Below are 24683 nucleotides of genomic sequence, written 5' to 3'. Positions count from 1 at the left end.
CGGGGCGGCAGTAAAGAACCCGGCGGCCACGTATCGCCGGTGCGAGAGCGAGGCGAAACATGGCAGAGATGCAGGGCGCGCAGCCGGATGCTGCGCCGGGGCAGGGCAGCAGAATCGCAGGATTGACCAACCTGGCGGGGGCGGCGGTTTCCATGCTGCTGATCGTCGGGGTCGGTATCTGGGGCTACAAGCTTCTGGTGCGCGATGTCAGCGGTGTGCCAGTGGTGCGCGCCGCCGAAGGGCCGATGCGGGTTCAACCTGAGGATCCGGGCGGGCGTCAGGCGCTCAATCAGGGCCTTTCGGTCAATGCGGTCGCGGCAGATGGCACCGCCGAGAAACCCGCAGACCGTCTGATACTTGCGCCCAAACCCCTGGACCTTACGCTTGAGGACGCACCCGCCAGCGAATTGGCGGCAGCGCGCCCCAAGCCGAAGCCCGAACCCACACCCACAGCCGAACCGGCAGACAAGGTGCAAGCCGAAGCGACCCCGAGCGCCGAGGCGGGCGAACCCGCGCCCGCGGCCGGCCAACCCGTGCAACTGGCCGCCGTCGAGGCGCTTGCCACCGAACTCACCGATCAGGGCGACCTTGCCGAAGCGGCCAGTGTCGAACCCGCCGATGATCCGGTCCCCGAAACCGAGGACCTGGCCGCGCGCGAACCTGCGGTCGAGGCCGCCATCGCCGAGGCGCTGCGCGTCGAAGGCGGGATCGGGCGTTCGCTGCGTCCGCAGTTGCGCCCCGTCTCGCTGGGACAGCAGGCCCGGCAACAGACCGCCACCGCCGCCCCGTCGCAAAGCGGGCCGCGCGATATCGACCCCGAGGCGATCCCGGCAGGCACCCGCCTTGCACAGCTTGGCGCCTTCGAATCCGCCGACATCGCCCGCCAGGAATGGAAGCGCCTTGACGGTCGCTTCGGCGAATACCTGGAAGGCAAGGATCGCGTGATCCAGAAGGCGCAGAGCGGCGGACGCACTTTCTATCGCCTGCGCGCGATCGGTTTCGAAGATCTGAGTGATGCGCGCCGCTTCTGCTCGGCTCTGGTCGCGGAAAACGCCGAATGCATCCCGGTGGTCACCCGTTGAGCCGCCATTTCGGGGCCTCGATCCTTGATGCCGAAGGGCTGCGGCTGAACGCCGGGGAGAAACGGCTGTTCAAGGATGCCGACCCCTTCGGTTTCATCCTCTTCGCGCGCAATATCGATACGCCCGAGCAGGTGCGCGCGCTTTGCGCCGAGATGCGCGATGCCGTGGGCCGTGATGCCCCAATCACCATTGATCAGGAAGGCGGGCGCGTGCAGCGCCTGCGCGCGCCGCTCTGGCGCGAATGGCTTGCGCCGCTCGATCATGTGGCGGCTGTCGGCGACAGGGGCGAAGAGGCGATGTATCTGCGCTATCGCCTGATCGCCGCCGAACTGCATGATCTGGGCATCGACAGCAATTGCGCGCCGCTGGTCGATGTGGCCGCGCCCGAAACCCATGATTTCCTGAGGAACCGCTGCTATGGCTGCGACCCTGACACGGTGGCGCGCCTGGGGCGGGCGGTCGCGGACGGGTTGCTTGCGGGGGGCGTCTTGCCGGTGCTCAAGCATATCCCCGGACATGGCCGCGCACAGGTCGACAGCCACCTCGACCTGCCCGTGGTCGATGCCGCCCATGCAGACCTGAGCAAGCAGGATTTCGCGCCCTTCCGCGCGCTTAACGACTTGCCGATGGGGATGACCGCGCATCTGGTCTACAGCGCCATCGACTCGCGCGCCGCAACGCTGTCGCCAGTGATGATGCGCCTGATCCGCGACGAGATCGGCTTTGACGGGCTGATCATGACCGACGATATCTCGATGAAGGCGCTCAAGGGGTCGCTGGCAGCGAATGCCCGCGCCGCGATCGATGCGGGATGCGATGTGGTGCTGCATTGCAATGGCACGCTCGACGAACGCATCGCCGTGTCGGACGCTTCCGGGCGCCTCTCGGCAGTGGGTCAGGCCCGTGCCGAACGCGCACTGGCCGCACGACGCAAGCCCGACGAGGTTGACATTCCGGCCCTTGAGGCAAAGCTTGACGCGCTGATAAACGGGCGCGGTGATGGTTGAAGATGATTTCGAGGAAGGTCAGGCGCGGGTGGTTCCCGTTGCCGAACGTGTGGCCGCCGAGGCACTGATCGTCGATATCGACGGATTCGAGGGTCCTCTCGACGTGCTCCTGACGCTTGGCCGCACCCAGAAGGTCGATCTGCGCAAGGTGTCGATCCTGGAACTCGCGCGCCAATACCTTGCCTTTGTCGATCAGGCCAAGCAACTGCGCATCGAACTGGCCGCCGATTACCTGGTGATGGCCGCTTGGCTTGCCTTTCTCAAATCGCGGCTCTTGTTGCCGCCCGATCCCGCCGAAGACGGCCCCTCGGGCGAGGAAATGGCCGCGCATCTTGCCTTTCAGCTCGAACGGCTTCAGGCGATGCGTGAACATGCTGCCATGCTGATGGCGCGTGATCAGCTGGGCCGCGATTTCTTTGCGCGTGGCATCCCCGAGGATGTGACCCGCGTCAAGCGCGTGACCTATACCGCGACGCTTCTCGACCTCATGCAGGGCTATGCGCGCATCCGCACCAAGGATGAGTTCCGCCCCTATGCGATGGATCGCGAATCGGTCTTCACCATGGAACAGGCGCTTGAGCGGATGCGCTCTCTCATCGGTTTCGCCGGTACCTGGACCGACATTTCCACCTATCTGCCCGAAGGCTTCACCAGCGATCCCGCCCGCATCCGCTCGGCGACGGCATCGACATTCGCGGCCTCCCTGGAGCTGGCCAAGGAAGGCAAGATCGAGCTGCGCCAATCCGATACATTCGCTCCGATAGAGCTGCGCCGGAAAGATTAGGAACATGTCAGAAGAGACTGAGAGAAAAGAAGAAAGCCTTTTCGCGGCGCCCCCGATAGCCGAGCAGGAGCGCATGTGCGAAGCGATCCTCTTCGCTACTGCGGAACCAGTCACCCTCAAGGAGATCGAGGCCCGGATGCCGCATGGCTGCGATGCGGCCGAGGCGTTGACGCATCTGCGCAAACGCTACGAGGGGCGCGGCGTTCGGGTGGTCAAGGTCGGCGATGCCTGGGCGATGCGCACGGCACCCGATCTCGGTTTCCTGATGCAGAAAGAAACCGTGGAAACCCGCAAGCTCAGCCGCGCGGCGATCGAAACGCTGGCAATCATCTCTTATCATCAGCCGGTGACGCGCGCCGAAATCGAAGAGATCCGCGGCGTCTCGGTCAGCCGGGGCACGGTCGATCAGCTGCTCGAGATGGAGTGGATCCGCTTTGGCCGCCGCAAGATGACGCCGGGGCGACCCGTGACCTTCGTGGTCACGCAGAATTTCCTCGATCATTTCGGCCTCGAATCCGCGCGCGACCTGCCGGGTCTCAAGGAGTTGCGGGCCGCCGGCCTTCTGGAGAACCGCCCGCCGCCCGGCTCGATGCCGCAACTGGGCGAAGACGGCGACGACAATGACGACGCGGATGAGGACGATCAGAGCGAACTTTTCGAGGAGTGATCGCGCCGATCCGAAACGCCCTGAAATCGGCATGGTTTCATGCTATGCCATGCCACAGAGGCAGAAAGCGAGGCTACCATGAACGCTAATCGGATCGTTACGATGATCATCCGCATGGTCATGCGCCAGTTGATGAGCCGCGGCGTGAATGCTGGAATCAGCGCAATGGGCAACCGCAAGGGCAAGTCGCAGGGGCAGGGACAGACGCAGCGCGGCCAACAGCAGGCCGGGCAGGGGCAGGGGCCTGACACGCGCAAGACTCAGCAGCGCGCCCGTCAAGCAATGCGCCTTGGCCGGCGCTTCGGCAAGTTCTGATCCGGCTCAGCGGGCCCGGAAGTGCTTGGACAGTTTCAGCCCCTGGCCTTGGTAATTCGAGCTGATTCCGGCGCCGTATAGCTGCGCGGGTTCCTGATCCATCTTCTCATAGACCAGCCGCCCGACGATCTGACCGTGCTCCAGCACAAAGGGCGCTTCGTGGCAGCGCACCTCCAGCACGCCGCGCGACCCGGCGCCTCCGGCCGCGTCATGGCCGAATCCGGGGTCGAAGAAGCCCGCGTAATGCACACGGAATTCCCCCACCATCGCCAGGTAGGGCGCCATTTCAGCGGCATAGGCGGGCGGGATATGCACGGCCTCGCGGCTGACCAGGATATAGAACGCGCCGGGATCGAGGATGATGCGGCCATTGTCGGAATGCACCTCCTCCCAATACTCGGCCGGGTCATATCCGCCGATATTGTCGAGGTCGATCACGCCGGTATGGGGCTTTGCGCGATAGCCGACCAGTGTGCCACTCTGGGGCTTGAGATCCACCGAAAAGCCCAGGCCGTCACCGATCACCGGCTCGTCATCGACAAGCGGCATGCTGGCATGCAGCGCGCGCAGTTCATCATCGCCCAGCACCGCCTGACCGTCGCGGAAACGGATCTGGTTGAGCCGCATGCCGGGACGCACCAGGACCGAGAAGGAACGCGGGCAGATCTCGGCGTAAAGCGGGCCACTGTAACCTGCCGGGATGCGGTCGAACTCGGTGCCGCCATCGGTGATCGTGCGCGTCAGAAGGTCCAGGCGCCCGGTCGATGACTTGGCATTGGTAACGGCCTGCAAACCGGCCGGAAGGTCCAGAACCTCCATCAAGGGCACGACATAGACGCAGCCCTTTTCCAGCACCGCACCATCGCGCAGGTCAATGCGGTGCATCTCGAATTCGTCCAGTCGCTCGGTGACGCTGCAATCGTGGCCGGCCAGGAACGAGGCGCGCACGCGGTAAGCTACATTGCCAAGCCTCAGATCGAGGCTGGCGGGCTGCACCTGTTCGGGAAGGATTGGTTTTTGTGCCGAAAGTCGGCCATCGGCGATGAGTGCCGAAATCTGCTGGCTCGCAAGAACACCGGTCATGTCATCCATCCCCAATTCACTGGGCACGGGCGCCGCTGGCATCTGCCGGCGCCCCTGCCGGGGCGATTATGGGGGCGGTGAAATGGTCGGGCTAGCAGGATTCGAACCTGCGACCTCCCGTCCCCCAGACGGACGCGCTACCAGACTGCGCTATAGCCCGACATGAGGCCGTTACATACCGGTTTTGACACCGGGAACAAGAGGGGAAATGGGAATTTTCCCATCACCGGCTGCGCTGCGGGCCGCCTTTGTCACTCGCGCTGTGCAGGCGATCGCACAAACTGGCCAGACGGGCGCGCTGCTCGGGGGCAAGCGACCCCGAGAATCGGCTGAGCTGCGTCAGCAACCCGGCAGGGGCAGGGGTATTGTCGGGCGGATCGTCGGGCACCGTAACGATGGCCGGCCGGGGTGCGGTTGGGGGCGCTTCGGTTTCGTCGATGGGGCCGGGCTCCGCGTCAGCCGCGATGTCATCGTTTGAGGTGCCGAACACATCGTCGGCTGTCGGGGGGTGCAGCGCGTCCGCGTCCAAAGGCGGCGCCCCCGCCGCCTCAGGAGCGTCCTCTGTGGCTGCGTCCGCGGTGTCTGTGGTAAAGGTGCTGTCCGTGTCGGTCACGCTCTCGTCACACTCATGCGCGACCGTATCAGGTGCCGGAGTGTCGCTCATGTCGGTTGGCGCTTCGGCCGGTGTCTCGGGTGCAGGGGCAGGGGGCGCGCTTGCGGGCGGGGCGTCTGGCGCGTCATCGTCGTCCGCCCCGGCTGCGCTGGCCTGTCCGTCCCTGAAGTTCAGCACCTGGGCGGATTCGGGTGGTGTCTCGGGCGCAATTTCAAGCCGGGCCTCTTCGATGTCGTGAGCCTCGCCTTCCAACGGCTGCGACAAGGCGGTGACATGCCTGACGCCTTGTTCCCGAAGGATTTTCTGCACGCCCTTGATCGTCATGCCGTCATCATGCAGCAGTTTCTTGATCCCGCTCAGCAGCTGCATGTCGGCAGGCCGGTAATAGCGCCGCCCGCCCGCGCGCTTCACGGGTTTGACCTGGCTGAACTTGCTTTCCCAGAAGCGCAGAACATGCGCGGGTGTTTCCAGCCAGTCGGCTACTTCGCTGATGGTGCGGAAGGCGTCGGCTGATTTGGCCATTTCCGGCTTGTGTCCTAGCTTTTGTTGCCGTCGGCGACCCGGTCCTTCATCAGATGCGACGGACGAAATGTCAGAACGCGCCGGGGGTTGATCGGGACTTCCTCGCCTGTCTTGGGATTGCGCCCGACCCGTGCGGATTTCTCGCGCACCGAGAAGGTTCCGAAGGACGAAATCTTGACTTGCTCTCCGCGCACCAACGCGTCGGACATATGTGACAACACTGTTTCCACGAGCTGCGCGGAATCGTTACGCGAAAGCCCGACTTCCCGGAAGACGGCCTCGCTCAGATCCATTCTGGTGATTGTTTTCTCGCTCATCTCATCCCCTCTGTCATTGCCAGACTTTATGGTGGAAGGAATTTCCGAGTCAATGTCAACGACTTGCGAAGGGCTCTTTAAGCGAAGATCGGTTGGCGAGCCATCTACCAGCGCAGCACGACAGAGCCCCAGGCCAGCCCGCCGCCGATCGCTTCGGACAGCAGCAGGTCGCCGCGCTTGATCTGTCCGCGCTCCACCCCGACCGACAGCGCCAGCGGGATCGAGGCCGCCGAGGTATTGCCGTGGTCCTGCACGGTGACGATCACATGGTCCATCGACACGCCCATTTTCTTGGCGGTGCCCTGGATGATGCGGATATTGGCCTGGTGCGGCACGATCCAGTCCACGTCCGCGCCGCTCAGCCCGATCTTCGCCAGCGCGGTTTCCGCGGTGCTGGCCAGTTTCTCCACCGCCTGGCGGAACAGCGGATTGCCCTGCATGCGCAGCTTGCCCGCCTCGCCGGTGGTGGACACGCCACCATCGACATAGAGCATCTCGCGATAGCGCCCGTCGGAATTGAGGTCGGCCGACAGGATCCCGCGATCCTCGTTGCTGCCCTTGCCCTCTTGGCCGCGCAGCACCAGCGCCCCGGCGCCATCGCCGAACAGCACGCAGGTGGACCGGTCGTTCCAGTCCATGATCCGGCTGAAGGTTTCTGCGCCGATCACCAGCAGGCATTGGGCCTGACCGGCCACGATCAGCGCATTGGCATTGGTCAGCGCATAGACGAACCCAGCGCAAACCGCCTGCACGTCAAAGGCAAAACCGCGCGTCATGCCCAGCTCTTGCTGCACCATCGTGGCGACCGAAGGAAAGGTGAGGTCCGGCGTCGATGTGGCGACGATGATTCCATCCACATCCGAAGCACTCAGCCCGGCATCGCCCAGCGCCGCGCGCGCCGCACGCACTGCCAGGTCCGACGTGGTCTGGTCGTCGGCGGCAAAGTGCCGTCGCTCGATGCCCGAGCGCGTGCGGATCCACTCGTCCGACGTGTCGAGCGATTTTTCAAATTCGGAGTTGGGAACGATACGGTCCGGCAAGTAGTGCCCGACGCCTTCCACGACGGCGCGCAGCGTCATTCGGTTTCACCGTTGTCTGAATTGTTGGTCGCGGCATCTTGGTCAAGCATGCTGGCGGATGCAACCCGTGCGGCCAGCTTTTCGGTAAACCCCGTCTCGGCCAGCTCGAAAGCAAGCTTTACAGCCGCCGACACGCCGGTCGCGTCCGCTGACCCGTGCGATTTCACCACCGTGCCGTTCAGGCCAAGGAACACACCGCCATTGGCGCGACGCGGATCGATTCGTTTCTTGAGGCGCTGGAGGGAGGTATAGGCCAGCACCGAGGCCAGCCGCGAGAGGGGCGAATACTGGAACGCCTCGCGCAACAGCGCCGAGATCAGCGAGGCGATGCCTTCCCCGGTCTTCAATGCGACATTGCCGGTGAACCCGTCGGTCACGATCACATCGCACAGCGTGCCGGGCAGGTCGCGGCCCTCGACGAATCCGACGAACTCGAAATCGGCGTTGCGGGCATTGGCCGAGATCAGATCATAGGCTTCCTTGAGCTCGGCGCGGCCCTTGTGCTCTTCGGTGCCCACGTTCAGAAGCCCGACGCGCGGCTTGGTCAGCCCGAATCCGTTGCGCGCATAGGACGTGCCCATCAGCGCGTATTGCATCAGGTCCTTGGCATCGGCGCGGATATCGGCGCCCCCGTCCAACATGATGTTGAAACCCTGCGGGTTGCGCGAGGGCCACAGCACCGCGATCGCGGGACGATAGATACCGGTCAGCTTGCGAAGCCGCATCACCGACAACAGCATCAGCGCGCCGGTATTGCCGCAGGAAACGCAGACCGTCGCCTCGCCATTGCGCACCGATTCCAGCGCCGACCACATCGAGGTCTCGCGCCCGGTGCGCAGCACATGGCTGGGCTTGTCCTCCATCTGCACCACATCGGGCGCATTTCGGATCTGGCAGCGGCCATGCAGATTCCGCCGCTTGGCGACAAGCGGTTTCAGCACATCCTCGGGACCATGCAGGATGAACCCGATATCGGGGTTCTTCTTGGCCGAATACGAAATGCCGGCAACAACGGTTGCCGGCCCCTCGTCGCCGCCCATGGCGTCTACGGATATGATGGTGCGTCCGGCACCCGCGTGAGATTTTTCCATCCGTGCGGTCATGCGGACGCTCGCCTTCTGAATGTTCAGGCCGCGTCTTCGTCCAGATCGACTTCGTCAACCATGGCAACGACTTCGCGGTCGGCATAATGGCCACACGCCGCACAGACATGGTGCGGACGCTTCAGTTCGCCACAATTGGGGCATTCGTTCGGGTTGGCCGCAACCAGCGAGTCATGTGCCCGGCGGTTATTGCGGCGCGATTTCGATACCTTGTTCTGTTGGACAGCCATGTCGCAACCTCAATTCCTGTGGGCCATCATGGCCCGGTTTCACGAGTGTCCGCGGCTCTTAATCGTTAGCGAGCCTTCGGTTCAACCCCAAATTCCGATGAGAGCGCGAAAATACAGCGAATCCGGGTCAGGGCAAGTGATTTTTTCCAGCTTCACTCATCACGTTCGAGTTTCTGTTTCAACCCGGCAAGTCCGGCAAAGGGCTTGGTCTCTTCGTCCTTGATCGGCTCGGCACCGGGCGGCGTGAATGTGCGTTGTTCCAGTTCGGCTTCGTTGCGACGTGGATAGTCGGGCAGGGCCAGTGTCAGCGCCTCGATCATCACCGCTTCAAGGTCGATCGTATCGCGCAGCGGCTCGACGGATTCGTCTTCGGGCATTTCGATCTCGTCGCTTTCGGGCGTCTGGGGCATATCCGCCACGAAAAGCCGACTCACATCCTCGTCCAGCCGCGTCGTCACCGGGTCCAGCGAAACGACGCAGGGCTGCACCACCGTCGCACCCAGGCGCGCATCCAGCCGCCAATCGTGCTTGCCTTCTGAATGCAATTCGCCTGTGAAAGACAGCTTGCGCAGGGCGATCAGGTCAAGATGGACGCGAATTCGCTCCATCGTGGCGTTGTCCGGCCGCAAATTAAAGCCAAGTGGCCTGTGCGGCGACAGCTCGGTTATGCGAAATACCGTCTTCGGTGTCGTGTCGTGCTGTGCCAAGCCGGAGTCTTCCTTTCTTGAACCAGTGGGCCACCTTGTTGTAAGCGGGATAAAAGGCATGTCGGGCCAAGATCAAGAGGGCGAGGATGATTGGTATCACAAAACGATTGAGCGGCGCACTGGCCGCCATGAGCCTTCTTGCCATGACGGCCTGCTCGGCGACCTACAAGAATCACGGGTATATCCCACCTGAAGAGGATCTTCAGCAGCTGGTCGTCGGCGTCGATACGCGGGCCTCGGTGGATGACGTCGTCGGGCCGCCCACGATGGGCGGAGTGCTCGAGGGTGGCGATTACTACTATGTGCGCAGCCGGATTCGGGAATATGGCATGTTCCGCCCCGAGGTGGTCGAACGCCAGGTGCTCGCGATCAGCTTCAACGAGACCGACACCATCGCCAATATCGAGCGTTTCGGCCTCGAGGACGGTCAAGTCGTGCCGCTGTCGCGCCGGGTCACAGACAACTCGGTCGTGAACAACAACTTCATCCGCCAGATGATCAGCAATATCGGCAATATCGATCCCGGCCAGATCTTCAACTGATCCTGTCACAGCTGCGTCACAGCTTGTATGCTAGGGCTGCGCCGGATACAGATTTCCCGTGGCTTGGGATCATTGTCATGCCGGCATTGAGCAGGGGGCGCTACAAGGCGCGCATCGCAGAGAACGCTGCGGATATTCGTGCCGCGCAGGAATTGCGCGGCGCGGCCTTTCTTCGGACTGCGCCGCCCGGCACGCTTGATCGCGATACCTTTGACGATGTCTGTGCGCATTTCCTGATCGAGGACGTGAACAGCGGGCAGCTCGTCTGCTGCTTTCGCCTTCTGCCCCTGACCGGCGGCGCAGAGATCGGCCGCAGCTATTCGGCGCAGTTCTACGAACTCTCCGCCCTGTCCAGCTTTGATGGTCCGATGGTCGAACTCGGCCGTTTCTGCATCCGCCCCGGCCTTAAGGATCCTGATATCATGCGGGTCGCCTGGGGCGCGATGACACGTTTCGTCGATGCGCGCGGGATCGAGATGCTGTTTGGCTGTTCCTCGTTTCAGGGTGCCGACGCGCAGGCCCACCTGGATGCCTTCACCATGCTTGCGCATCGCCATATCGCGCCCCGACGCTGGCTGCCGCGCGTCAAGGCGCCCGCCGTGTTCCGTTTTTCCCAAAAGCTCGGGCGCCGCAGCCCCGATGCGAAACAGGGAATGTTGCGGATGCCACCGCTGCTGCGCAGCTATCTCGTGATGGGGGGATGGGTCAGCGATCACGCCGTGGTCGACCGTCAGCTCGACACGCTGCATGTGTTTACCGGCCTCGAGATCGCGGCGATTCCGCCCGCGCGAAAGCGACTTTTGCGGGCGGTGGCGGGTTAGCCGCGCCGCGGCTGTGATTCCGACGCGATACCGACGTCATACCGACATGATACCGATGCCGGTTTCGCTGTCGCCGCTTGACGGCTGACAGGCGGCGGGATAGCCCGCTGACATGGCTCGCGCACCGCTTCTGCAACTTTCCGATGTTTCGCTCACCTTCGGCGGAGACCCCGTGTTCGACGGGGTGTCCCTTGTCGTGCAGCCCGGCGACCGCGTGGCCCTCGTGGGCCGCAACGGATCGGGCAAGTCGACCCTGATGAAAGTGATGGCGGGGTTGGTTGAAGCCGACAGTGGTGCGCGCGTGCTCACCCCCGGAATCAGTGTGGGCTACATGGAGCAACACCCTGAAATGTCGGGGTTTTCCACATTGGGTGACTTCGCTTCAAGCGCCCTGGACGCCGCTGAGTCCTACCGCGTCGAGATGGCGGCAGAGGGGCTCAAGTTCGACCCCTCGACACCCGTCGCGACCGCTTCGGGCGGCGAGCGGCGCCGCGCGGCGCTGGCCAAGCTGATGGCCGAAGCACCCGATCTCATGCTGCTGGACGAGCCGACGAACCATCTCGACATCGAGGCGATCGCCTGGCTCGAGGCTGAGCTGAAACAGACCCGCGCGGCCTTTGTTCTGATCAGCCACGACCGCGCATTTCTGCGTGAGCTTACGCGTGCAACCCTCTGGATAGACAGGGGAATTATTCGCCGTCAGGAAAAAGGCTTCGAAGCCTTCGAAAGCTGGCGCGACAAGGTCTGGGAAGAAGAAGACCAAGCCCGCCACAAGCTCAACCGCAAGATCAAGGCCGAGGCCCGTTGGGCCGTCGAGGGAATCAGCGCCCGGCGCAAACGCAATCAGGGTCGCCTGCGAAACCTTCAAGCCATGCGCGCCGACCGCGCCGCCCAGATCAAACGTCAGGGCGCCGCGGCGATGGCGCTGGAATCCGGGCCGAAATCGGGCAAGCGCGTGATAGAAGCGCGAAGTATATCAAAGGCTTACGATGGAAACGTCATCCTGAACGATTTCTCCATCCGCATCCAGCGGGGAGAGCGGATCGCCTTTGTCGGGCCGAATGGCGTTGGCAAGACCTCGCTTCTCAAGATGCTGCTCAAGGAGATCGAGCCGGATAGCGGGACGGTGGATCACGGCACCAACCTTATGCCGGCGGTGTTCGATCAGGCGCGTGCCCAGCTGGAGCCCGAAATGACGCTCTGGGACAGCCTGACAGGCGACAAGGAGATGCGCGTTTCAGGGCAGGCCGACCAGGTCATGGTGCGCGGCAATCCGCGTCATGTGGTGGGCTATCTCAAGGAGTTCCTGTTTGACGAGCAACAGGCGAGAGCGCCTGTTAAGTCATTGTCAGGTGGTGAAAAAGCGCGATTGCTTTTGGCCAAGCTGATGGCGCGGGAAAGCAATCTTCTGGTGCTGGATGAGCCGACCAACGATCTTGATATCGAGACGCTGGACCTGCTTCAGGAACTGCTGGACGATTACGACGGCACGGTGCTGTTGGTCAGTCACGACCGCGATTTTCTGGACCGGGTGGCGACGACGACCATTGCGATGGAGGGCGATGGCCGGGCGACGGTCTATGCCGGAGGGTGGACGGATTACCAGAGCCAGAGGGGTTCGGGGGCGCAAGGACCGGCGGAAAAAAATAGCAAGAAAACAATAGACTACAAGCCGAAGCCAAAGCAGGATAAGGGGCCAGAGAAGACCATGCGGTGCGGGTTGTCCTTTACCGAAAAGCACCGGCTGGAGGCCTTGCCGGCCGAGATGGCGAGGCTCGAGGGGGAGATTGCCAGGCTCGAGGAGTTGCTGGCCGATCCGGAGCTGTTCACCCGTGAACCGATCAAGTTTCAAAAGGCGACCGAGGCCTTGAGCACAAGGCAGACGGCTTTGCAGAAGGCTGAGGACGAGTGGCTGATGCTTGAGGAAAAGGCGGAAAATGCTGGCTGAAAACCCCTCTCGGTATTACGTCGGTATCACGTCGGTATAAGGTCGGTGCGCGGATGCCAGAGGACAAGACAGTCAAGGATCGGATCAGGCTGCTCTATGAGGGCCGCAGCAAGCGTGCCACGAACTTTCGCTACGGGCTTCTGATTTTCGACGCGTGCTCGATTCTCTTCTTCCTTGCGACTGCGCCGTTGCCACTGACGCGGGCGATCTTCATTGCGGATGTTCTGATCGGCGTGGTGATCGTGGCCGATCTGGTGATGCGGTTCTGGATCAGTTCCAACCGGATGCGCCTGTTGCGCCGGATCTATGTGCTGGCGGATTTCGTGGTGCTTGCGTCACTGATCGCGACGCCGTTCTATGGTCAGGAACTGGCGATGCTGCGGGTGCTGAGGTCGCTGCGACTGGTGCATTCCTACCACCTGCTGCGTGACTTGCGCAGGGACGCGACCTTTTTCCGGCGCTACGAGGACCCGATCCTGGCGGCGGTCAACCTGCTGGTGTTCATCTTCGCGACGGCGGCGGTGGTCTATACCCTGCGCGGCGGCAACGAGCCGGATCTGAACAACTATATCGACGCGCTCTATTTCACCGTGGCGACCCTGACCACGACGGGATTCGGGGATATCGTCATGACCACGTCCTGGGGGCGGTTGTTGACGATGGGGATCATGGTGATCGGCGTGGGCCTGTTCCTGCAACTGGTCCGGTCGATTTTTTCGCCTGCCAAGGTCAAGCACAAGTGTCCCGAATGCGGGCTGCTAAAGCATGATACCGACGCGATCCACTGCAAGCATTGCGGTCATGACCTCAAGATCGAGACCGAGGGCGCGATCTAGAGGCGGCGGGCCTATTGCATCCGCAAGGCGCCATCGAGGCGGATCACATCGCCGTTGAGGTAATCGCATTCCACGATGAAGCGCGCGAGCGCGGCGTATTCCGCCGGGTCGCCCAGACGTTTGGGAAAGGTCACGTCCTGCGCCAGTTGATCCTGAACCTCCTGGGGCAGGCCCTGCATCATCGGTGTCAGGAAGATCCCCGGCGCGATGGCCATGACACGGATGCCTTCGCGCGCCAGATCGCGCGCCATTGGGAGGCTGAGCCCGACGATGCCACCCTTGGACGCCGCATATGCGGTCTGGCCCTTTTGCCCGTCAAAGGCGGCAATGGAGGCGGTGTTGACGATCACGCCGCGCGAGCCGTCGGGGCCGGGGTCGTTGCGGGCGATTTCGGCAGCGGCGAGGCGGGCGACGTTGAAGGTGCCCACGAGGTTGATGTCGATGGTTCGGCGGAACGCGTCGAGGTCATGCGGGCCGTCCTTGCCAAGGGTCTTCTGGCCGGTGGCGATCCCGGCGCAGTTCACCGCGGCGGTGATCCGGCCCATATGATTGCGCGCGGCAGATATGGCATCGCGCACAGAGGTCTCGTCGGTCACATCGGTTTTTGCGAAACCTGCGCCGATTTCCTCGGCCACGGCGGCGCCGCGCGACGCGTCACGGTCGAGAATCGTGACATCGGCGCCCATCTGGCGGAAATGGCGTGCGGTGGCCTCACCCAGGCCCGAGGCCCCCCCGGTGACGATGGCGGCGGTTTCGTTAATGCGCATGGCGAGACTCCGATCCTTAAATGAACGTGTGTTCAGATAGCGCAGGCACGGAAACCTGTCAAAGGTGGCGGCGCAGCCAGCGTGCGGAGAGGCCGAGCCCCACCACGGTAATCAGGATGCGCCAGATATGGTGCAGCGTCACCAGCGCCGGGTTGGCCTGAAGCGAGAGCGCGATCAATGCCATCTCGGTCACGCCGCCGGGGGCAAAGCTGATGAGCATGACGTCAAAGGGTTCGCCGACGGCGACATGCAGGATTTCGGCGAAGAAAGCCGCGAGCAACAGCATCCCGCCCACTGACATGAGTGCAAGGCGCGTGCCGCGCAGGATGAGGCGGCGGCTGATACCGGTGAAGCGCATGCCAAGGGCGCTGCCGATCACGATCTGCGCCACATTCACCAGCCATTGCGGAATATCGAGCGGGTAAAGCCCGCTGACCGACAGAATTGCCGCCAGTGCCAGAGGGCCGGTCAATTGCCCGGCGGGCAGGCGCAGCACGCGCCCCAGAAGGTAGCCTGCACCACCGGCCAGCACGATCCAGGGCAGGTCGGACCAAGGCACGGCGTGACGCGCCAGCGTCATGCCACCCGAACTGCCGACCGGCTGGCCCAGCCAGATTTGCAGACCAAGGGGCAGGACCGTCACCACCACGATGATCCGAAGGAACTGCTGCAGCATGAGGCGGGCCATGTCGGCGCCGGCCTCTTCGCCAAGGGCGATGGATTCGTAGAGCCCGCCCGGTGTGGCCGCGTAAAAGGCGGTGGCCCGGTCATAGCCGCCGATACGGCGAAACACCGTGTAGTTGAAAGCATGGGCGGTCACGGTGAACAAGGTCAGCGCCGCGAAGCTGAGCATCAGGCGCGGGGCGGCGGCAAGCAGTTCCGCCGTGACCTGAGCGCCGATCATCAGCCCGATCACCGAAATGAAGACGATGCGCAGGCCGGGGGGAAACTTGTAGCCTTCGGGAAGGCGCTCGGGCAGGGCGGTGGCGATGATTCCGGTCAGGATCAATGGCCCGATCATGAAGGGCAGCGGCAAGCCAAGCGATCGGGCGAGAAGCCCGCTGAGAGAGGAGAGTGCCAGAAGCAGGAGCGTTGTGAGAAGGTGGCGCATGCCTTCTTGAAGCACCAGCGGCGGGGCAAGGCAAGGCCCGCTTCGGTCAGACGAAATCCATGTCCCGGACAAAGGGCATCTGGCGCAGGCGAATGCCGGTCGCGGCGAAGATCGCATTGGCCAGCGCAGGCGCGGCAGGGGGCACCGGGGGCTCGCCGATGCCGCGCACGCGGGAATCGTTTTCCAGCCCGCGCACGATGATCTCGGGGCATTGATACATGCGCATGAAGCGGAAGCTGTCGAAATTCCTCTGTTCGGCCATCCCGTCATCATAGGTGGTTTCGGCAAGGATCGCATGGCCCAGGCCCCAGATGACGCCGCCTTGCACTTGGTTCTCGAAATTCACCGGATCGATGACGCGGCCCACCTCGGCGGCGACATGGACCTTGTCGATACGGATGCCGGACTCGGTGACGGTGACCTCAACGACCTCGGCGCAGGGGGTGCCGAAGGACAGGCAGAAGGCGATGCCGCGCGCGCGCCCCTCGGGCAAGGGCGCACCCCAGTCCGACATCTCGCCCACCGTTTCGAGCACCTTGCGCGAAGGGGCGTGGTTGCACAGGCGCAGACGTTCCTCGAGCGGGTCGGCCCCGGCGGCGTGGATCAGTTCATCAAGGAAGCTCTCGTGAAAGAAGCCATTGGTCGAGGCGCCGACCGAGCGCCAGGAGCTGATCGGCGCAAGGTCGGGCGCGCGGTAGCCGCTCACTCGGTAATCGGGGATGGCGAAGGGCTGGTCCCAGGCGCCCGCGACGATCTGAAGATCGGCACCCATCATCGGCATACCGAGCCGGCGCATCTGAGAGCGCATGATCGAGGGCATGGCGATGCCAAGGTCGAAGGCCTGCACATGGCCGCCCGAAACGGTGCCACGGCCACGCGCCATGGCGATCTGTCGGGGGTAGTCATGCGCCATGTCCTCTTCGCGCGAGAGCGTCAGCTTGACCGGCCTTCCATCGGCTTGCATGGCGAGTTCGGCAGCGCGGCGCACCATCATGTCTTCGAGCCGGTGGCCGAAACTGCCGCCGCTCATCGTGACATGGACATGGACCTGTGCGGGTTTCACGCCGACGACGCTTGCGACGTTCTTCTGAACGAAGCGCGGGATCTGGGTGCCGGTCCAGATATCGACTTTCCCGTCCTTGATCTGCAGGGTCGCGTTCATCGGCTCAAGCGGTGCATGGGCGAGGTAAGGCGCGCGGTACTCGGCCTCGAGCGGGGTGGTGGACGCGAGGGTGGCATCGACATCGCCGTCATTGCGCAACCGGCTGTCGCGGCGCTTGTCGGTGAAGCTGTTTTCAAGCGCGCGCCAGTGTTCGCCCTGATGCGGGCGATAGGGGGCGGGACCCCAATCGATGCGAATGGCCTCGACCGCGCGCATGGCGCGCCAGCTGTTATCGGCCAGAACGCCGACCCCGCCGGTGACCGGCACGATCTTGTGGACGCCGCGCATGGTTTCGGCGCGCGACGCGTCATAGCCCAGCATCTCGCCGCCCTGCCGGGGATTGGTGCGGAGCGCGGCGAACAGCATGCCGGGCAGGGTCACGTCGATGCCGTAGAGCTGCTGGCCGGTCGATTTCGCCGTGATGTCGCTGCGCATGGTCGGCTTGCCGATCAGTCGCCATGCGGATGGGTCGCGCAGGGTAACGTCGGTGACCGGGTCGATCTCGGCGGCGCGGGCGGCCAGCCCGGTATAGGGCAGGCGGGTGCCATCGGGCAGCAGCACCGCGCCGCCACGGGTGCGAAGGTCACTGACCGGCAGGCCGGTTTCAAGCGATGCGGCGGCCTTCAGCGTCTCGCGGGCGACCGCACCGGCAACACGCAGTTTCTGCCAGCCATCGGGCACGGTGGTCGAGCCGCCGGTGATCTGGATGCCCAGGAACTTGATCGGCGCATCCATCAGCGAGCGGGCGGTTTCGGCCAAGCGGGATTCGTTGGTGGATGCGAAGGGCAGCGCTTCGCGTGAAAGGGCGGTGTTGTAGTAGGCGGCACTTGGCGGGCCGGGATCAAGGCCGACCTGGTCAAGTTCGATATCCAGCTCTTCGGCGATCAGGAGGGCCTGGACATGCGCCGCGCCCTGTCCGAGATCGGCGCGCGGTGTGATCAGCGTGACGCCGTCCGGGCGGATGAGCACATAAGGGGTCAGTGCGGCCTCGCCCTCGTGCAGGCCCGCAGCGAGCGGGTTCGCCGAGGGGCGGCGATACATGTAGACGCCAAAGGCGACGCCGCCGGCGGTGGCGATCGAGCCGGTCAGGAACGTCCGGCGCGCGATTTTCCCGGCGCGGCTCATTGGGTGCCCTCTTGCAGGGTCCGGGCGGCGGTCCTGACGGCCGCGCGGATGCGCGGATAGGTGCCGCAGCGACAGAGATTCATGCTCATGGCGTCGTCGATTTCCTGATCGGTAGGGTCCGGCGTCTGCGCCAGCAATGCGGCGGCCTGCATGATCTGACCGGACTGGCAGTAGCCGCATTGCGCCACCTGGTGCTTGACCCATGCGGCCTGCACCGCATGGAGCGTGCCGGGGGCCGCGAGGCCGTGGATCGTGGTCACCTCGCCCCAGACATCGCCGACGAGCGTCTGGCATGAATGCACGGCCTGCCCGTCGATATGAACCATGCAGGCGCCGCATTCGGCGATCCCGCAGCCATATTTCACGCCCGTGAGGCCCAGTTCGTCGCGCAGCACCCATAGAAGCGGCATGTCGGTTTCGATATCGAGCTCGTGCTCGGTGCCGTCGACGGTCAGTTTCATGTCTCGGTCCCGTGGAGAATATGATCATCCTTCAGGGTAAACCGATCCGTTCAGTTGTCCAGAGGCTTGATGCGCGCGCATGTGGGCCGCGGGGTCAGTCAGTTCTCGATTTCCGAAGCATCGCAGCCCGTTTCCACCGGCGTACCAGTTTTCGCAGGGGGCCGATGCGCGGTTCGTCGAGATGCCAATGCCGGACACCGACCGTGGCGAGTTCGTCGCGGTATTCGTCATATTCGGTATTGAAAAGCGTAATGTCGCCATCAACGACGCGCCGCCGCTCCCCGTTGCCGGCAGGGCGCTTTTCGATGATCCGCCAAGGGCTTCCGGCGTGGTCGTATGTGCCGGCAATCATGGGTGTTCTTTCGGGGCGTCCGGTGGTGAGGTTGATCGCCGCGCCAAGATTGGCGGGACCGACCATCTCATAACCGACAAAAGGTCTTTCTGAGAGAACGAGCCCGGTCGCGCGGTCGATCGCGCGCTTGAGGAACGGATGACGGGGTGTTGCGGCGATGAAGGCGTTGAACACGGCCGAGGGGACATTCCCGCCCGTGTCGGGCGCGACGAATGCGTCCTCGGCTCGCAAGCTCCGGGTCAGATCGCTGCGGCAGACCGTGTCGATATCGGCGTAGACCCCGCCATGTATCCAGAGAACGCAATAGCGCCAGAGATCGGCGCGAAAGGCTCCGCCTTCGATCTTCTGATAAGCGGAGAAGACGTCAGGGTCGAAATTGTCCCGGATGAATGCGGCCTGCGCATCGTCGTCAAAGAAGCGGTATTCGAATCCGGGATTATGTTCGATCCAGCTTTGTACGGCCTCATACATGAGGTTGGGCAGTTCGGGGGTCTTGAACGTCTGGAAGATCAGCGGCGGGATGCGGCGGGATTCGCCATGCGGCAAGGGCACCCGTGCCGGAATTGTTTTGTCAATCAACGGCATAAAATGTCCTTTCGCTCTTCCGACGACCGTTCTTTGCAGGTTCAGGTGTCAAATTCACCCGATGAAAAGCCCATTTTTGTGGCGAATTAATGTTTCGGTATGTCAAACCCGTGTAGCATTCGCGGGTTCCTTTAGAGCTCTTGTTGGATAATCTTCAAACTTAAACCGATTTTGCAAAGCAGCATTTTGAAGCGCGCGGCGAGACTCGATGTCCATGATCGTTCGTCACTCAAAGGAGTTCTGAGTTGTTCACATCTCTGATTGTGATGACTCTTCCATCGACAACGAGGCCGGACAACTTGACGAATTCGACGGTGTTTCAGGTCCAGGATCGACGGGTGTCACAACTTGGGACGCATTCAGTTCGGTCATCGGCCGTTGCGTATCCTGTGCGATTACTTGGCAAAAGGACTTCAAAGCCCATTGCACACCAAGACATGAAGGAACTTGAAAGCGATCGCGTCAGCCGGTTTCTGTCAAACTTCTATCGAGATGACTTCGCGCTGCACGAAGCGCTTTCAAGGAAATGGAAGACAGCCTGAATTGTGCTCCGCCATCTTCAGGCGAAGGGCGCAGCGGCAAATGTGGGAGTCATGAAATTCAAGGAGGGGGGTAAGTGGCGGACCGAGGAGGATTCGAACCCCCGACCCCCTGATTCGTAGTCAGGTACTCTATCCAGCTGAGCTATCGGTCCGTGAGGGCGGGATTTAGACTTTGCCGCCGGGCAATGCAAGGGGGCAGAGAAGAAAAACTCAGCCCATTTCGACACCGCCGCGCGGCAGCGAGATACGAAAGGCGGTGCCGGTCTCGTCGCTGCGCTCGAGCGTCAGCGCGCCGCCGTGGCCGCGCACGAGTTCGGCGGCGATATTGAGGCCGAGTCCACTGCCGCCCTTGGCCGCGCGGCCCTGGAAAGGCTGGAAAAGATGCTCGCGCGCCTTTGGCGGCAGGCCGGGGCCGGTGTCGGTGATGGTGATGATCCAGTCGTCATCGGTCTCGGTGGCGGCGACGTTGATCTCGCCCTGCTTGCCTGTGGTGACGATGGCCTGACGCGCATTGCGCACGAGATTGGAAATCACGCGATACAGCTGTTCGGCGTCGGCGCGGATCATGAGCGCTGCGGGGATGTCCTCGGAGAAGCTGACCTCGCCGTCGCCCACGGAGAGGCGTTCGCTGTCGATCACGTCGCTGACGATATCGGCCAGCAACACGCGGCTGAGGGCGGGGGCGGGTTCCTCGGCGCGGCCATAGGCGAGGGTGGCTTCGCACAGATGCACCGCGCGGGTGATGGAATTGACCAGCTTCGGGGCCATGCGCTTGACGGTCGGGTCCTCGCTCAGTTCGAGGCGGTCGGTGAAAAGCTGCGCTGACGTCAGGATATTGCGCAGGTCATGGCTGACCTTGGCGACCCCGCCGCCAAGCTGCGCCAGCCGGTCCTTCTGCTTGAGCGCGCTGGTCAGTTGGGTCTGCATCAGTTTCAGCGTTTCTTCGGCCTCGCGCAGTTCGGTGACGCCGGCGGATGGCGAAATGACCCGGCGCGCATCTTCGGGCGCGGCGGCGTAGGATTGCATGTGGCCGACGACCCGCTTGATCGGCTTTACCAGAAGGCTGCGCACCGCGAGGAACAGCAACAGCGCGGTAACCCCAGAAATCACAGCAGACAGGAGCAGGATGCGCAGGCCGTAATCGATCATGGCGGTGCGCAGTTCGCTGGTTTCGAGGGTGACTTCAATCAGGAGGCCTGCCATGCGCACCGGGTCGCCGATGACACGGATCACCTGTGGTTCGGGCGTGACCAGGCGGGTCATCGCATCGCGAATAAGGTCAATCGCGCTGGCATTCCGCAGGTCATAGGTGGCGGTGATCGGCGAGGGAATCGGCGAGGACAGCACGAGCTGCCGGGCATCGTTGCGCCGCAGGACCACGTTGAAGACGCCGGCATTCTGCAAGAGCTCGTCCTGAAGCTCGGGGGAGATGTCATCATTCGCGAGCAGCGCCAGCGAGGCGATCTGCGAACGCTCGAGCCGCGACATCAGGTAATCCTCGCGGAAACGCGCAATCGAGGGCACGAAGATCAGGACTTCGGCCAGCATGACGAATACGATCGTCAGGATCAGGAAGCGTCCCGAAAGAGATTTCAGAAACCGCATGCGTTATGTCCGCCCCTTTCAGGGTATCCAGCGTTGTACCAGCTTCACGATCGTCTTGATCTTAGGACTATCAAACAGCTTTGGCGAGAAATAGGCCCCAGCCGCACGCTTGTTCAATTCGCCCAGCGTCGGGTAGGGCGCGACCATCTTTGCCACATGCTTCATCTTGAGCCGGTTGGCCATGACAAAGGCCCAGAGGCCGATCAGCTCGCCGGCCTGCGCCCCGACGATGGACACGCCCACGGGGCGGCCAGAGACGACCATCACCTTGATAAGCCCCAGCGGTCTGCGCTCTGCGATGGCGCGGTCGTTCTGGTCATAGGGAAAGCGCACCAGTTCGAGTTTCTCGCCGTGGATTCGTTTCGCCTCGTCCTCGGTCAGGCCGATCTGGGCGAGTTCGGGGGCGGTGTAGGTGACCCAGGGGATATGGGAGGTCTCGGCCTTGGCGGGCAGGCCGAAGAGGGCCGAGCGGATGACGATCCCCGCATGATACCCCGCCACATGGGTGAATTGCAGCCCGCCTGCCACATCGCCGATGGCGTAGACCTTGGGGTTCGTCGTCTTGAGCGCGGCATCGATCTTGATTCCGGTCTTTGTCGTCTCGATTCCGGCTGCCGCCAGGTCGAGGCGTTCGATATTGGGTTTACGCCCGACCGCCATCAGAAGATGGGTGCCCTTGAACAGGCGCCCGTCGCGGGTTTCGATCTCGATAGCACCGGGTTTGCCGCGAATTTCGCTGGCAAGCGCGTCTTCGGCTATCTCGATGCCTTCGGCGCGCAACGCATCAAGCAGGACGGCAGCGGTTTCGGGATCGTCGCGGCCGAGAGCCTTGGCACCCTCGATCACGGTGACCCTGGCGCCAAGGCGGCGCTGTGCCTGCGCCATTTCCATGCCGATGGGGCCGCCGCCGACGATCAACAGGTGCTCGGGCTGATCGCGCTGTTCAAAAAGGGTTTCGTTCGTCTCGTAAGGCACTGAATCAAGGCCGGGAATCGGCGGCACCAGCGGCGAGGAACCGGTCGCGATCACCACCCGGCGGGCGGTGATCAGATGCGCGCCCGCCCGGACCTGATGGGGCGAGACGAAGCTGCCATGCTCGCGGATGACCCGGACGCCGAGGGATTCGAAGCGTTCCTGGCTGTCATGCGGCGCGATCTGGGAAATCACGTCCTGCACATGGTCGATGGTGGCGGAATAATCGACCTTGGGTGAAACGTCGGCGATGCCGAAGGCGGCAGCGTGGGACTGGGCATGGGCGGCCTTGCCCGCCGCGATCAGCGCCTTGGAGGGAACGCAGCCGAAATTGAGGCAATCGCCCCCCATGCGGTTTCCTTCCAGCAGGATGACATCGGCCCCCATCTGTGCGGCGCCCGCGGCCACTGAGAGGCCGCCGGATCCTGCCCCGATGACCAGAAGGTCGGTCTTGAGTTCGCTCATGATCAGATGTCCTTGCGGCCGCGAATGGCCTTGATGAGGATGGGAAGGGCGGCCAGCGCGCAGAGGCCGAGGATGGGGCCGATCACCTGCGGCTCCCAGAGAAGCGAGAGATCGGGGCGTTCGCCGCGGTCGAAGACCTCGCCGATGCCGACCCCGATCCAGGTGAAGACCAGCGCGCCGGGGATGATCCCGAGCACCGTGGTCAGGGCGAAGTTGACGAAGCGGACCCCGACCAGCGCGGGCAGGAGATTGGCCACGAAGAAGGGCACGACCGGCACGAGGCGCATCAGAAAAAGAACCGATATTTCATTGTTGTGCAATCCGTTCTTGATGTTCTTCAAGGTGCCGTCGGATGTTTCGATCCGGGCGCTCAGAACGCGCCCGAGGCCGAGGCGCGCGGCCCAGAAGATCGCGATTGCCCCGATCGAGGCGGCCAGCACGTTGAGCGTGGTGCCAAGCCAGAGGCCGAAGAGGAAGCCGCCGGTCACCGAAGCGACCGCCGCGCCGGGAAGCGAGAAGGCGACGATCAGGATATAGGCGCCAAGGAACAGCGCCACGATCCCCGCGAAATTGGCGTCTCGAAAACCCAGCAGGGCTTCGCGGTGGGTCTGGAGCGTGTCGAAACTGAGGTGGTCGCCCAGCAGGAATGATCCGGCCAGTGCAACAATCAGGATCGCGGCAAGCGGCAGGTGTCGCCAGAGGGCGGGCTTGCGAGGGCGGGTGGTATCCTTCATGGCGGCATGCGCTCCTGATCCTGTATGGATCGAACATGCGCAGGTCGGAGACCTTTGGCCATAGGGCTCACAGGAGGGTGATGCCGGGTGATGGGATCGGGCCGGTTTTCATGGGTTTGTGACAGGTTTGTGCACCCGGCGAAGGTTTTTGTTGCAAAAGGCGCGGGGCGGGTTTGACTTGGGGCGAAGGGGCCACTATAGACCGGGCCTCGAACATATACAGGGCGTGGCCGCGATTCTGATGGCGGTGCCGCCCCGCAAAGACCGGAGACGGAGCGATGAAACGCACCTACCAACCCTCGAACCTGGTTCGCAAGCGCCGCCACGGGTTTCGTGCACGCATGGCCACGAAGGCCGGCCGCAAGATCCTGAACGCGCGTCGTGCGCGCGGCCGCAAGTCGCTGAGCGCCTGAGCAGGCGCAGCAGTAACAGGACTACGGACATGATGCCGCCGGAGGCCCCCGACAGGAATGCGGGGATGAAGCCCCCGGCGGTTTCCGTTTGTCTTCAGACACTTAAAGACCGCCCGGATTTCCTTCGCGCGGCGCAGGCCCGGCGCCAGAGCACCGTTTCGATGGTGGTGCAGGGGCGCGAGCGGCACGATGGCGACCCGGCGATCCGGGTCGGGTTCACCTGTTCAAAGAAGGTCGGCAATGCCGTGGCGCGCAACCGCGCCAAGCGGCGGTTGCGCGAAGCGGCGCGCGCGGTGCTGCCCGAGGCGGGCAGGCCGGGCTGGGACTACGTGCTGATCGGGCGCGCCAATGCCACCGCCGCGCGCCCCTTCGAGGCGCTGAAATCCGACTTGCGAAACGCGCTAAGTTCAATCCACGGAACAAGAAAATGAGCCCGCTGGCGCATGTCTTGTCATGGCCGGTGAGGGCCTATCGGCTGATCCTGTCGCCCTGGGTCGGACATGGCTGCCGGTTTCAGCCCACCTGCAGCCAATATGCGCTCGATGCGCTGAAGCATCACGGCGCGATCAAGGGCGGCTGGCTGGCGCTCAGGCGCATTCTGCGCTGCAATCCCTGGGGTGGGTGCGGCTATGATCCGGTGCCGGGATGCGACGGGGGTGAGGGCGGGTCCTGCGACGACCACGCGAATCATCCCTAAGGCATTGATTAAAGGCAAAAAACACCATCGGTATTG

The 24683-nt window shown here is 63.4% G+C and carries 27 protein-coding genes and 2 tRNA genes; 12 read left to right on the top strand and 17 right to left on the bottom strand.

The features are described from left to right. Window positions 1-59: 59 nt before the first annotated feature. The 5 genes from ROH8110_RS06585 (at window position 60) to ROH8110_RS06565 (ending at window position 3855) form a co-directional block, all read left to right on the top strand. Entirely contained in the window at window positions 60-1082 is a 1023-nt protein-coding gene (locus ROH8110_RS06585) for an SPOR domain-containing protein (protein WP_085816849.1), read from the top strand. Beyond that, entirely contained in the window at window positions 1058-2089 is a 1032-nt protein-coding gene (gene nagZ, locus ROH8110_RS06580) for a beta-N-acetylhexosaminidase (protein WP_085816848.1), read from the top strand. The genes ROH8110_RS06585 and nagZ overlap by 25 nt, the downstream gene beginning before the upstream one ends. Further along, the gene (locus tag ROH8110_RS06575; protein ID WP_085816847.1) at window positions 2082-2873 is read left to right on the top strand and encodes a segregation and condensation protein A; all 792 of its coding nucleotides are present in this window, start codon (window positions 2082-2084) and stop codon (window positions 2871-2873) included. The genes nagZ and ROH8110_RS06575 overlap by 8 nt, the downstream gene beginning before the upstream one ends. A 4-nt stretch (window positions 2874-2877) precedes the next feature. Then, the gene (gene scpB / locus ROH8110_RS06570; protein ID WP_085816846.1) at window positions 2878-3540 is read left to right on the top strand and encodes an SMC-Scp complex subunit ScpB; all 663 of its coding nucleotides are present in this window, start codon (window positions 2878-2880) and stop codon (window positions 3538-3540) included. A 78-nt stretch (window positions 3541-3618) separates the two neighbouring features. Then, on the top strand, window positions 3619-3855 hold the full coding sequence (locus ROH8110_RS06565) for a hypothetical protein (protein ID WP_139837389.1): 237 nt from the start codon (window positions 3619-3621) through the stop codon (window positions 3853-3855). A gap of 6 nt (window positions 3856-3861) precedes the next feature. On the opposite strand, the gene ROH8110_RS06560 is transcribed toward ROH8110_RS06565, so the two are convergent. From ROH8110_RS06560 to ROH8110_RS06525, 8 genes are all read right to left on the bottom strand, one after another. Next, a complete protein-coding gene (locus ROH8110_RS06560; RefSeq protein WP_085817045.1) occupies window positions 3862-4938 on the bottom strand; it encodes a 2'-deoxycytidine 5'-triphosphate deaminase in 1077 nt (358 codons plus the stop codon). A gap of 83 nt (window positions 4939-5021) precedes the next feature. Continuing rightward, a tRNA-Pro gene (locus ROH8110_RS06555) sits at window positions 5022-5098 on the bottom strand. Window positions 5099-5161: 63 nt separating this feature from the next. Then, window positions 5162-6073 (bottom strand): MerR family transcriptional regulator, encoded by a 912-nt coding sequence (locus ROH8110_RS06550; RefSeq protein WP_085816844.1) that lies wholly within the window; start codon window positions 6071-6073, stop codon window positions 5162-5164. A gap of 14 nt (window positions 6074-6087) precedes the next feature. Next, complete coding sequence (ihfA, locus tag ROH8110_RS06545) at window positions 6088-6390, bottom strand: integration host factor subunit alpha (protein WP_085816843.1); 303 nt, start codon at window positions 6388-6390, stop codon at window positions 6088-6090. 104 nt (window positions 6391-6494) lie between these two features. Next, window positions 6495-7469 (bottom strand): beta-ketoacyl-ACP synthase III, encoded by a 975-nt coding sequence (locus ROH8110_RS06540; protein ID WP_085816842.1) that lies wholly within the window; start codon window positions 7467-7469, stop codon window positions 6495-6497. Further along, window positions 7466-8572 (bottom strand): phosphate acyltransferase PlsX, encoded by a 1107-nt coding sequence (gene plsX, locus ROH8110_RS06535; protein ID WP_085816841.1) that lies wholly within the window; start codon window positions 8570-8572, stop codon window positions 7466-7468. Before plsX ends, ROH8110_RS06540 begins: the two co-directional genes overlap by 4 nt. Window positions 8573-8595: 23 nt before the next feature. After that, window positions 8596-8802, bottom strand: a complete 207-nt coding sequence (gene rpmF, locus ROH8110_RS06530; protein ID WP_085816840.1) for a 50S ribosomal protein L32 — start codon at window positions 8800-8802, stop codon at window positions 8596-8598. A 152-nt stretch (window positions 8803-8954) separates the two neighbouring features. Further along, on the bottom strand, window positions 8955-9410 hold the full coding sequence (locus ROH8110_RS06525; RefSeq protein WP_245962735.1) for a YceD family protein: 456 nt from the start codon (window positions 9408-9410) through the stop codon (window positions 8955-8957). Between the two features lie 185 nt (window positions 9411-9595). Between ROH8110_RS06525 and ROH8110_RS06520 the strand changes: the two genes are divergently transcribed. The 4 genes from ROH8110_RS06520 to ROH8110_RS06505 all read left to right on the top strand — a co-directional run bounded on the left by ROH8110_RS06520 (window position 9596) and on the right by ROH8110_RS06505 (window position 13656). Further along, the gene (locus ROH8110_RS06520) at window positions 9596-10051 is read left to right on the top strand and encodes an outer membrane protein assembly factor BamE (RefSeq protein ID WP_085816838.1); all 456 of its coding nucleotides are present in this window, start codon (window positions 9596-9598) and stop codon (window positions 10049-10051) included. A gap of 77 nt (window positions 10052-10128) precedes the next feature. Continuing rightward, window positions 10129-10872, top strand: coding sequence for a GNAT family N-acetyltransferase (locus tag ROH8110_RS06515; RefSeq protein WP_085816837.1), 744 nt, complete (start codon window positions 10129-10131; stop codon window positions 10870-10872). 112 nt (window positions 10873-10984) lie between these two features. Beyond that, window positions 10985-12820 (top strand): ABC-F family ATP-binding cassette domain-containing protein, encoded by a 1836-nt coding sequence (locus ROH8110_RS06510; RefSeq protein ID WP_085816836.1) that lies wholly within the window; start codon window positions 10985-10987, stop codon window positions 12818-12820. A gap of 53 nt (window positions 12821-12873) precedes the next feature. Continuing rightward, complete coding sequence (locus ROH8110_RS06505; RefSeq protein WP_085816835.1) at window positions 12874-13656, top strand: ion channel; 783 nt, start codon at window positions 12874-12876, stop codon at window positions 13654-13656. Window positions 13657-13667: 11 nt separating this feature from the next. On the opposite strand, the gene ROH8110_RS06500 is transcribed toward ROH8110_RS06505, so the two are convergent. From ROH8110_RS06500 to ROH8110_RS06460, 9 genes are all read right to left on the bottom strand, one after another. Continuing rightward, complete coding sequence (locus tag ROH8110_RS06500) at window positions 13668-14423, bottom strand: SDR family NAD(P)-dependent oxidoreductase (RefSeq protein ID WP_085816834.1); 756 nt, start codon at window positions 14421-14423, stop codon at window positions 13668-13670. A gap of 58 nt (window positions 14424-14481) precedes the next feature. Further along, complete coding sequence (locus tag ROH8110_RS06495) at window positions 14482-15534, bottom strand: AbrB family transcriptional regulator (protein WP_085816833.1); 1053 nt, start codon at window positions 15532-15534, stop codon at window positions 14482-14484. 46 nt (window positions 15535-15580) lie between these two features. Continuing rightward, window positions 15581-17821: a xanthine dehydrogenase family protein molybdopterin-binding subunit gene (locus ROH8110_RS06490; protein ID WP_085816832.1), complete on the bottom strand. Its 2241-nt coding sequence runs from the start codon at window positions 17819-17821 to the stop codon at window positions 15581-15583. Further along, a complete protein-coding gene (locus ROH8110_RS06485; protein WP_085816831.1) occupies window positions 17818-18282 on the bottom strand; it encodes a (2Fe-2S)-binding protein in 465 nt (154 codons plus the stop codon). The genes ROH8110_RS06490 and ROH8110_RS06485 overlap by 4 nt, the downstream gene beginning before the upstream one ends. A gap of 94 nt (window positions 18283-18376) precedes the next feature. Beyond that, complete coding sequence (locus ROH8110_RS06480) at window positions 18377-19213, bottom strand: glycosyltransferase family 32 protein (protein WP_170156428.1); 837 nt, start codon at window positions 19211-19213, stop codon at window positions 18377-18379. Between the two features lie 623 nt (window positions 19214-19836). Then, window positions 19837-19913 (bottom strand) — tRNA-Arg (locus ROH8110_RS06475). Between the two features lie 58 nt (window positions 19914-19971). Next, entirely contained in the window at window positions 19972-21366 is a 1395-nt protein-coding gene (locus ROH8110_RS06470) for a sensor histidine kinase (protein ID WP_085816829.1), read from the bottom strand. 18 nt (window positions 21367-21384) lie between these two features. Then, window positions 21385-22803, bottom strand: coding sequence for a dihydrolipoyl dehydrogenase family protein (locus ROH8110_RS06465; RefSeq protein ID WP_085816828.1), 1419 nt, complete (start codon window positions 22801-22803; stop codon window positions 21385-21387). Window positions 22804-22805: 2 nt separating this feature from the next. Further along, window positions 22806-23537: a TVP38/TMEM64 family protein gene (locus tag ROH8110_RS06460; protein ID WP_085816827.1), complete on the bottom strand. Its 732-nt coding sequence runs from the start codon at window positions 23535-23537 to the stop codon at window positions 22806-22808. A 278-nt stretch (window positions 23538-23815) separates the two neighbouring features. On the opposite strand from ROH8110_RS06460, the gene rpmH reads away from it, so the two are divergent. The 3 genes from rpmH to yidD are packed head-to-tail and all read left to right on the top strand — an operon-like array spanning window position 23816 to window position 24647. After that, the gene (rpmH, locus tag ROH8110_RS06455; RefSeq protein WP_005980833.1) at window positions 23816-23950 is read left to right on the top strand and encodes a 50S ribosomal protein L34; all 135 of its coding nucleotides are present in this window, start codon (window positions 23816-23818) and stop codon (window positions 23948-23950) included. A 29-nt stretch (window positions 23951-23979) separates the two neighbouring features. Then, window positions 23980-24381, top strand: a complete 402-nt coding sequence (gene rnpA / locus ROH8110_RS06450; RefSeq protein WP_085816826.1) for a ribonuclease P protein component — start codon at window positions 23980-23982, stop codon at window positions 24379-24381. Further along, window positions 24378-24647 carry a membrane protein insertion efficiency factor YidD gene (yidD, locus tag ROH8110_RS06445; protein WP_085816825.1) on the top strand — a complete coding sequence of 90 codons (270 nt, stop codon included), beginning with the start codon at window positions 24378-24380 and terminating at the stop codon, window positions 24645-24647. Before rnpA ends, yidD begins: the two co-directional genes overlap by 4 nt. The last annotated feature ends 36 nt before the right edge of the window (window positions 24648-24683 follow it).

The sequence above is a fragment of the Roseovarius halotolerans genome (assembly GCF_900172255.1).
GTDB lineage: Bacteria > Pseudomonadota > Alphaproteobacteria > Rhodobacterales > Rhodobacteraceae > Roseovarius > Roseovarius halotolerans.
Note: the sequence above shows the minus strand (reverse complement) of the source record. Positions and strands in the feature narration are given on the sequence as shown.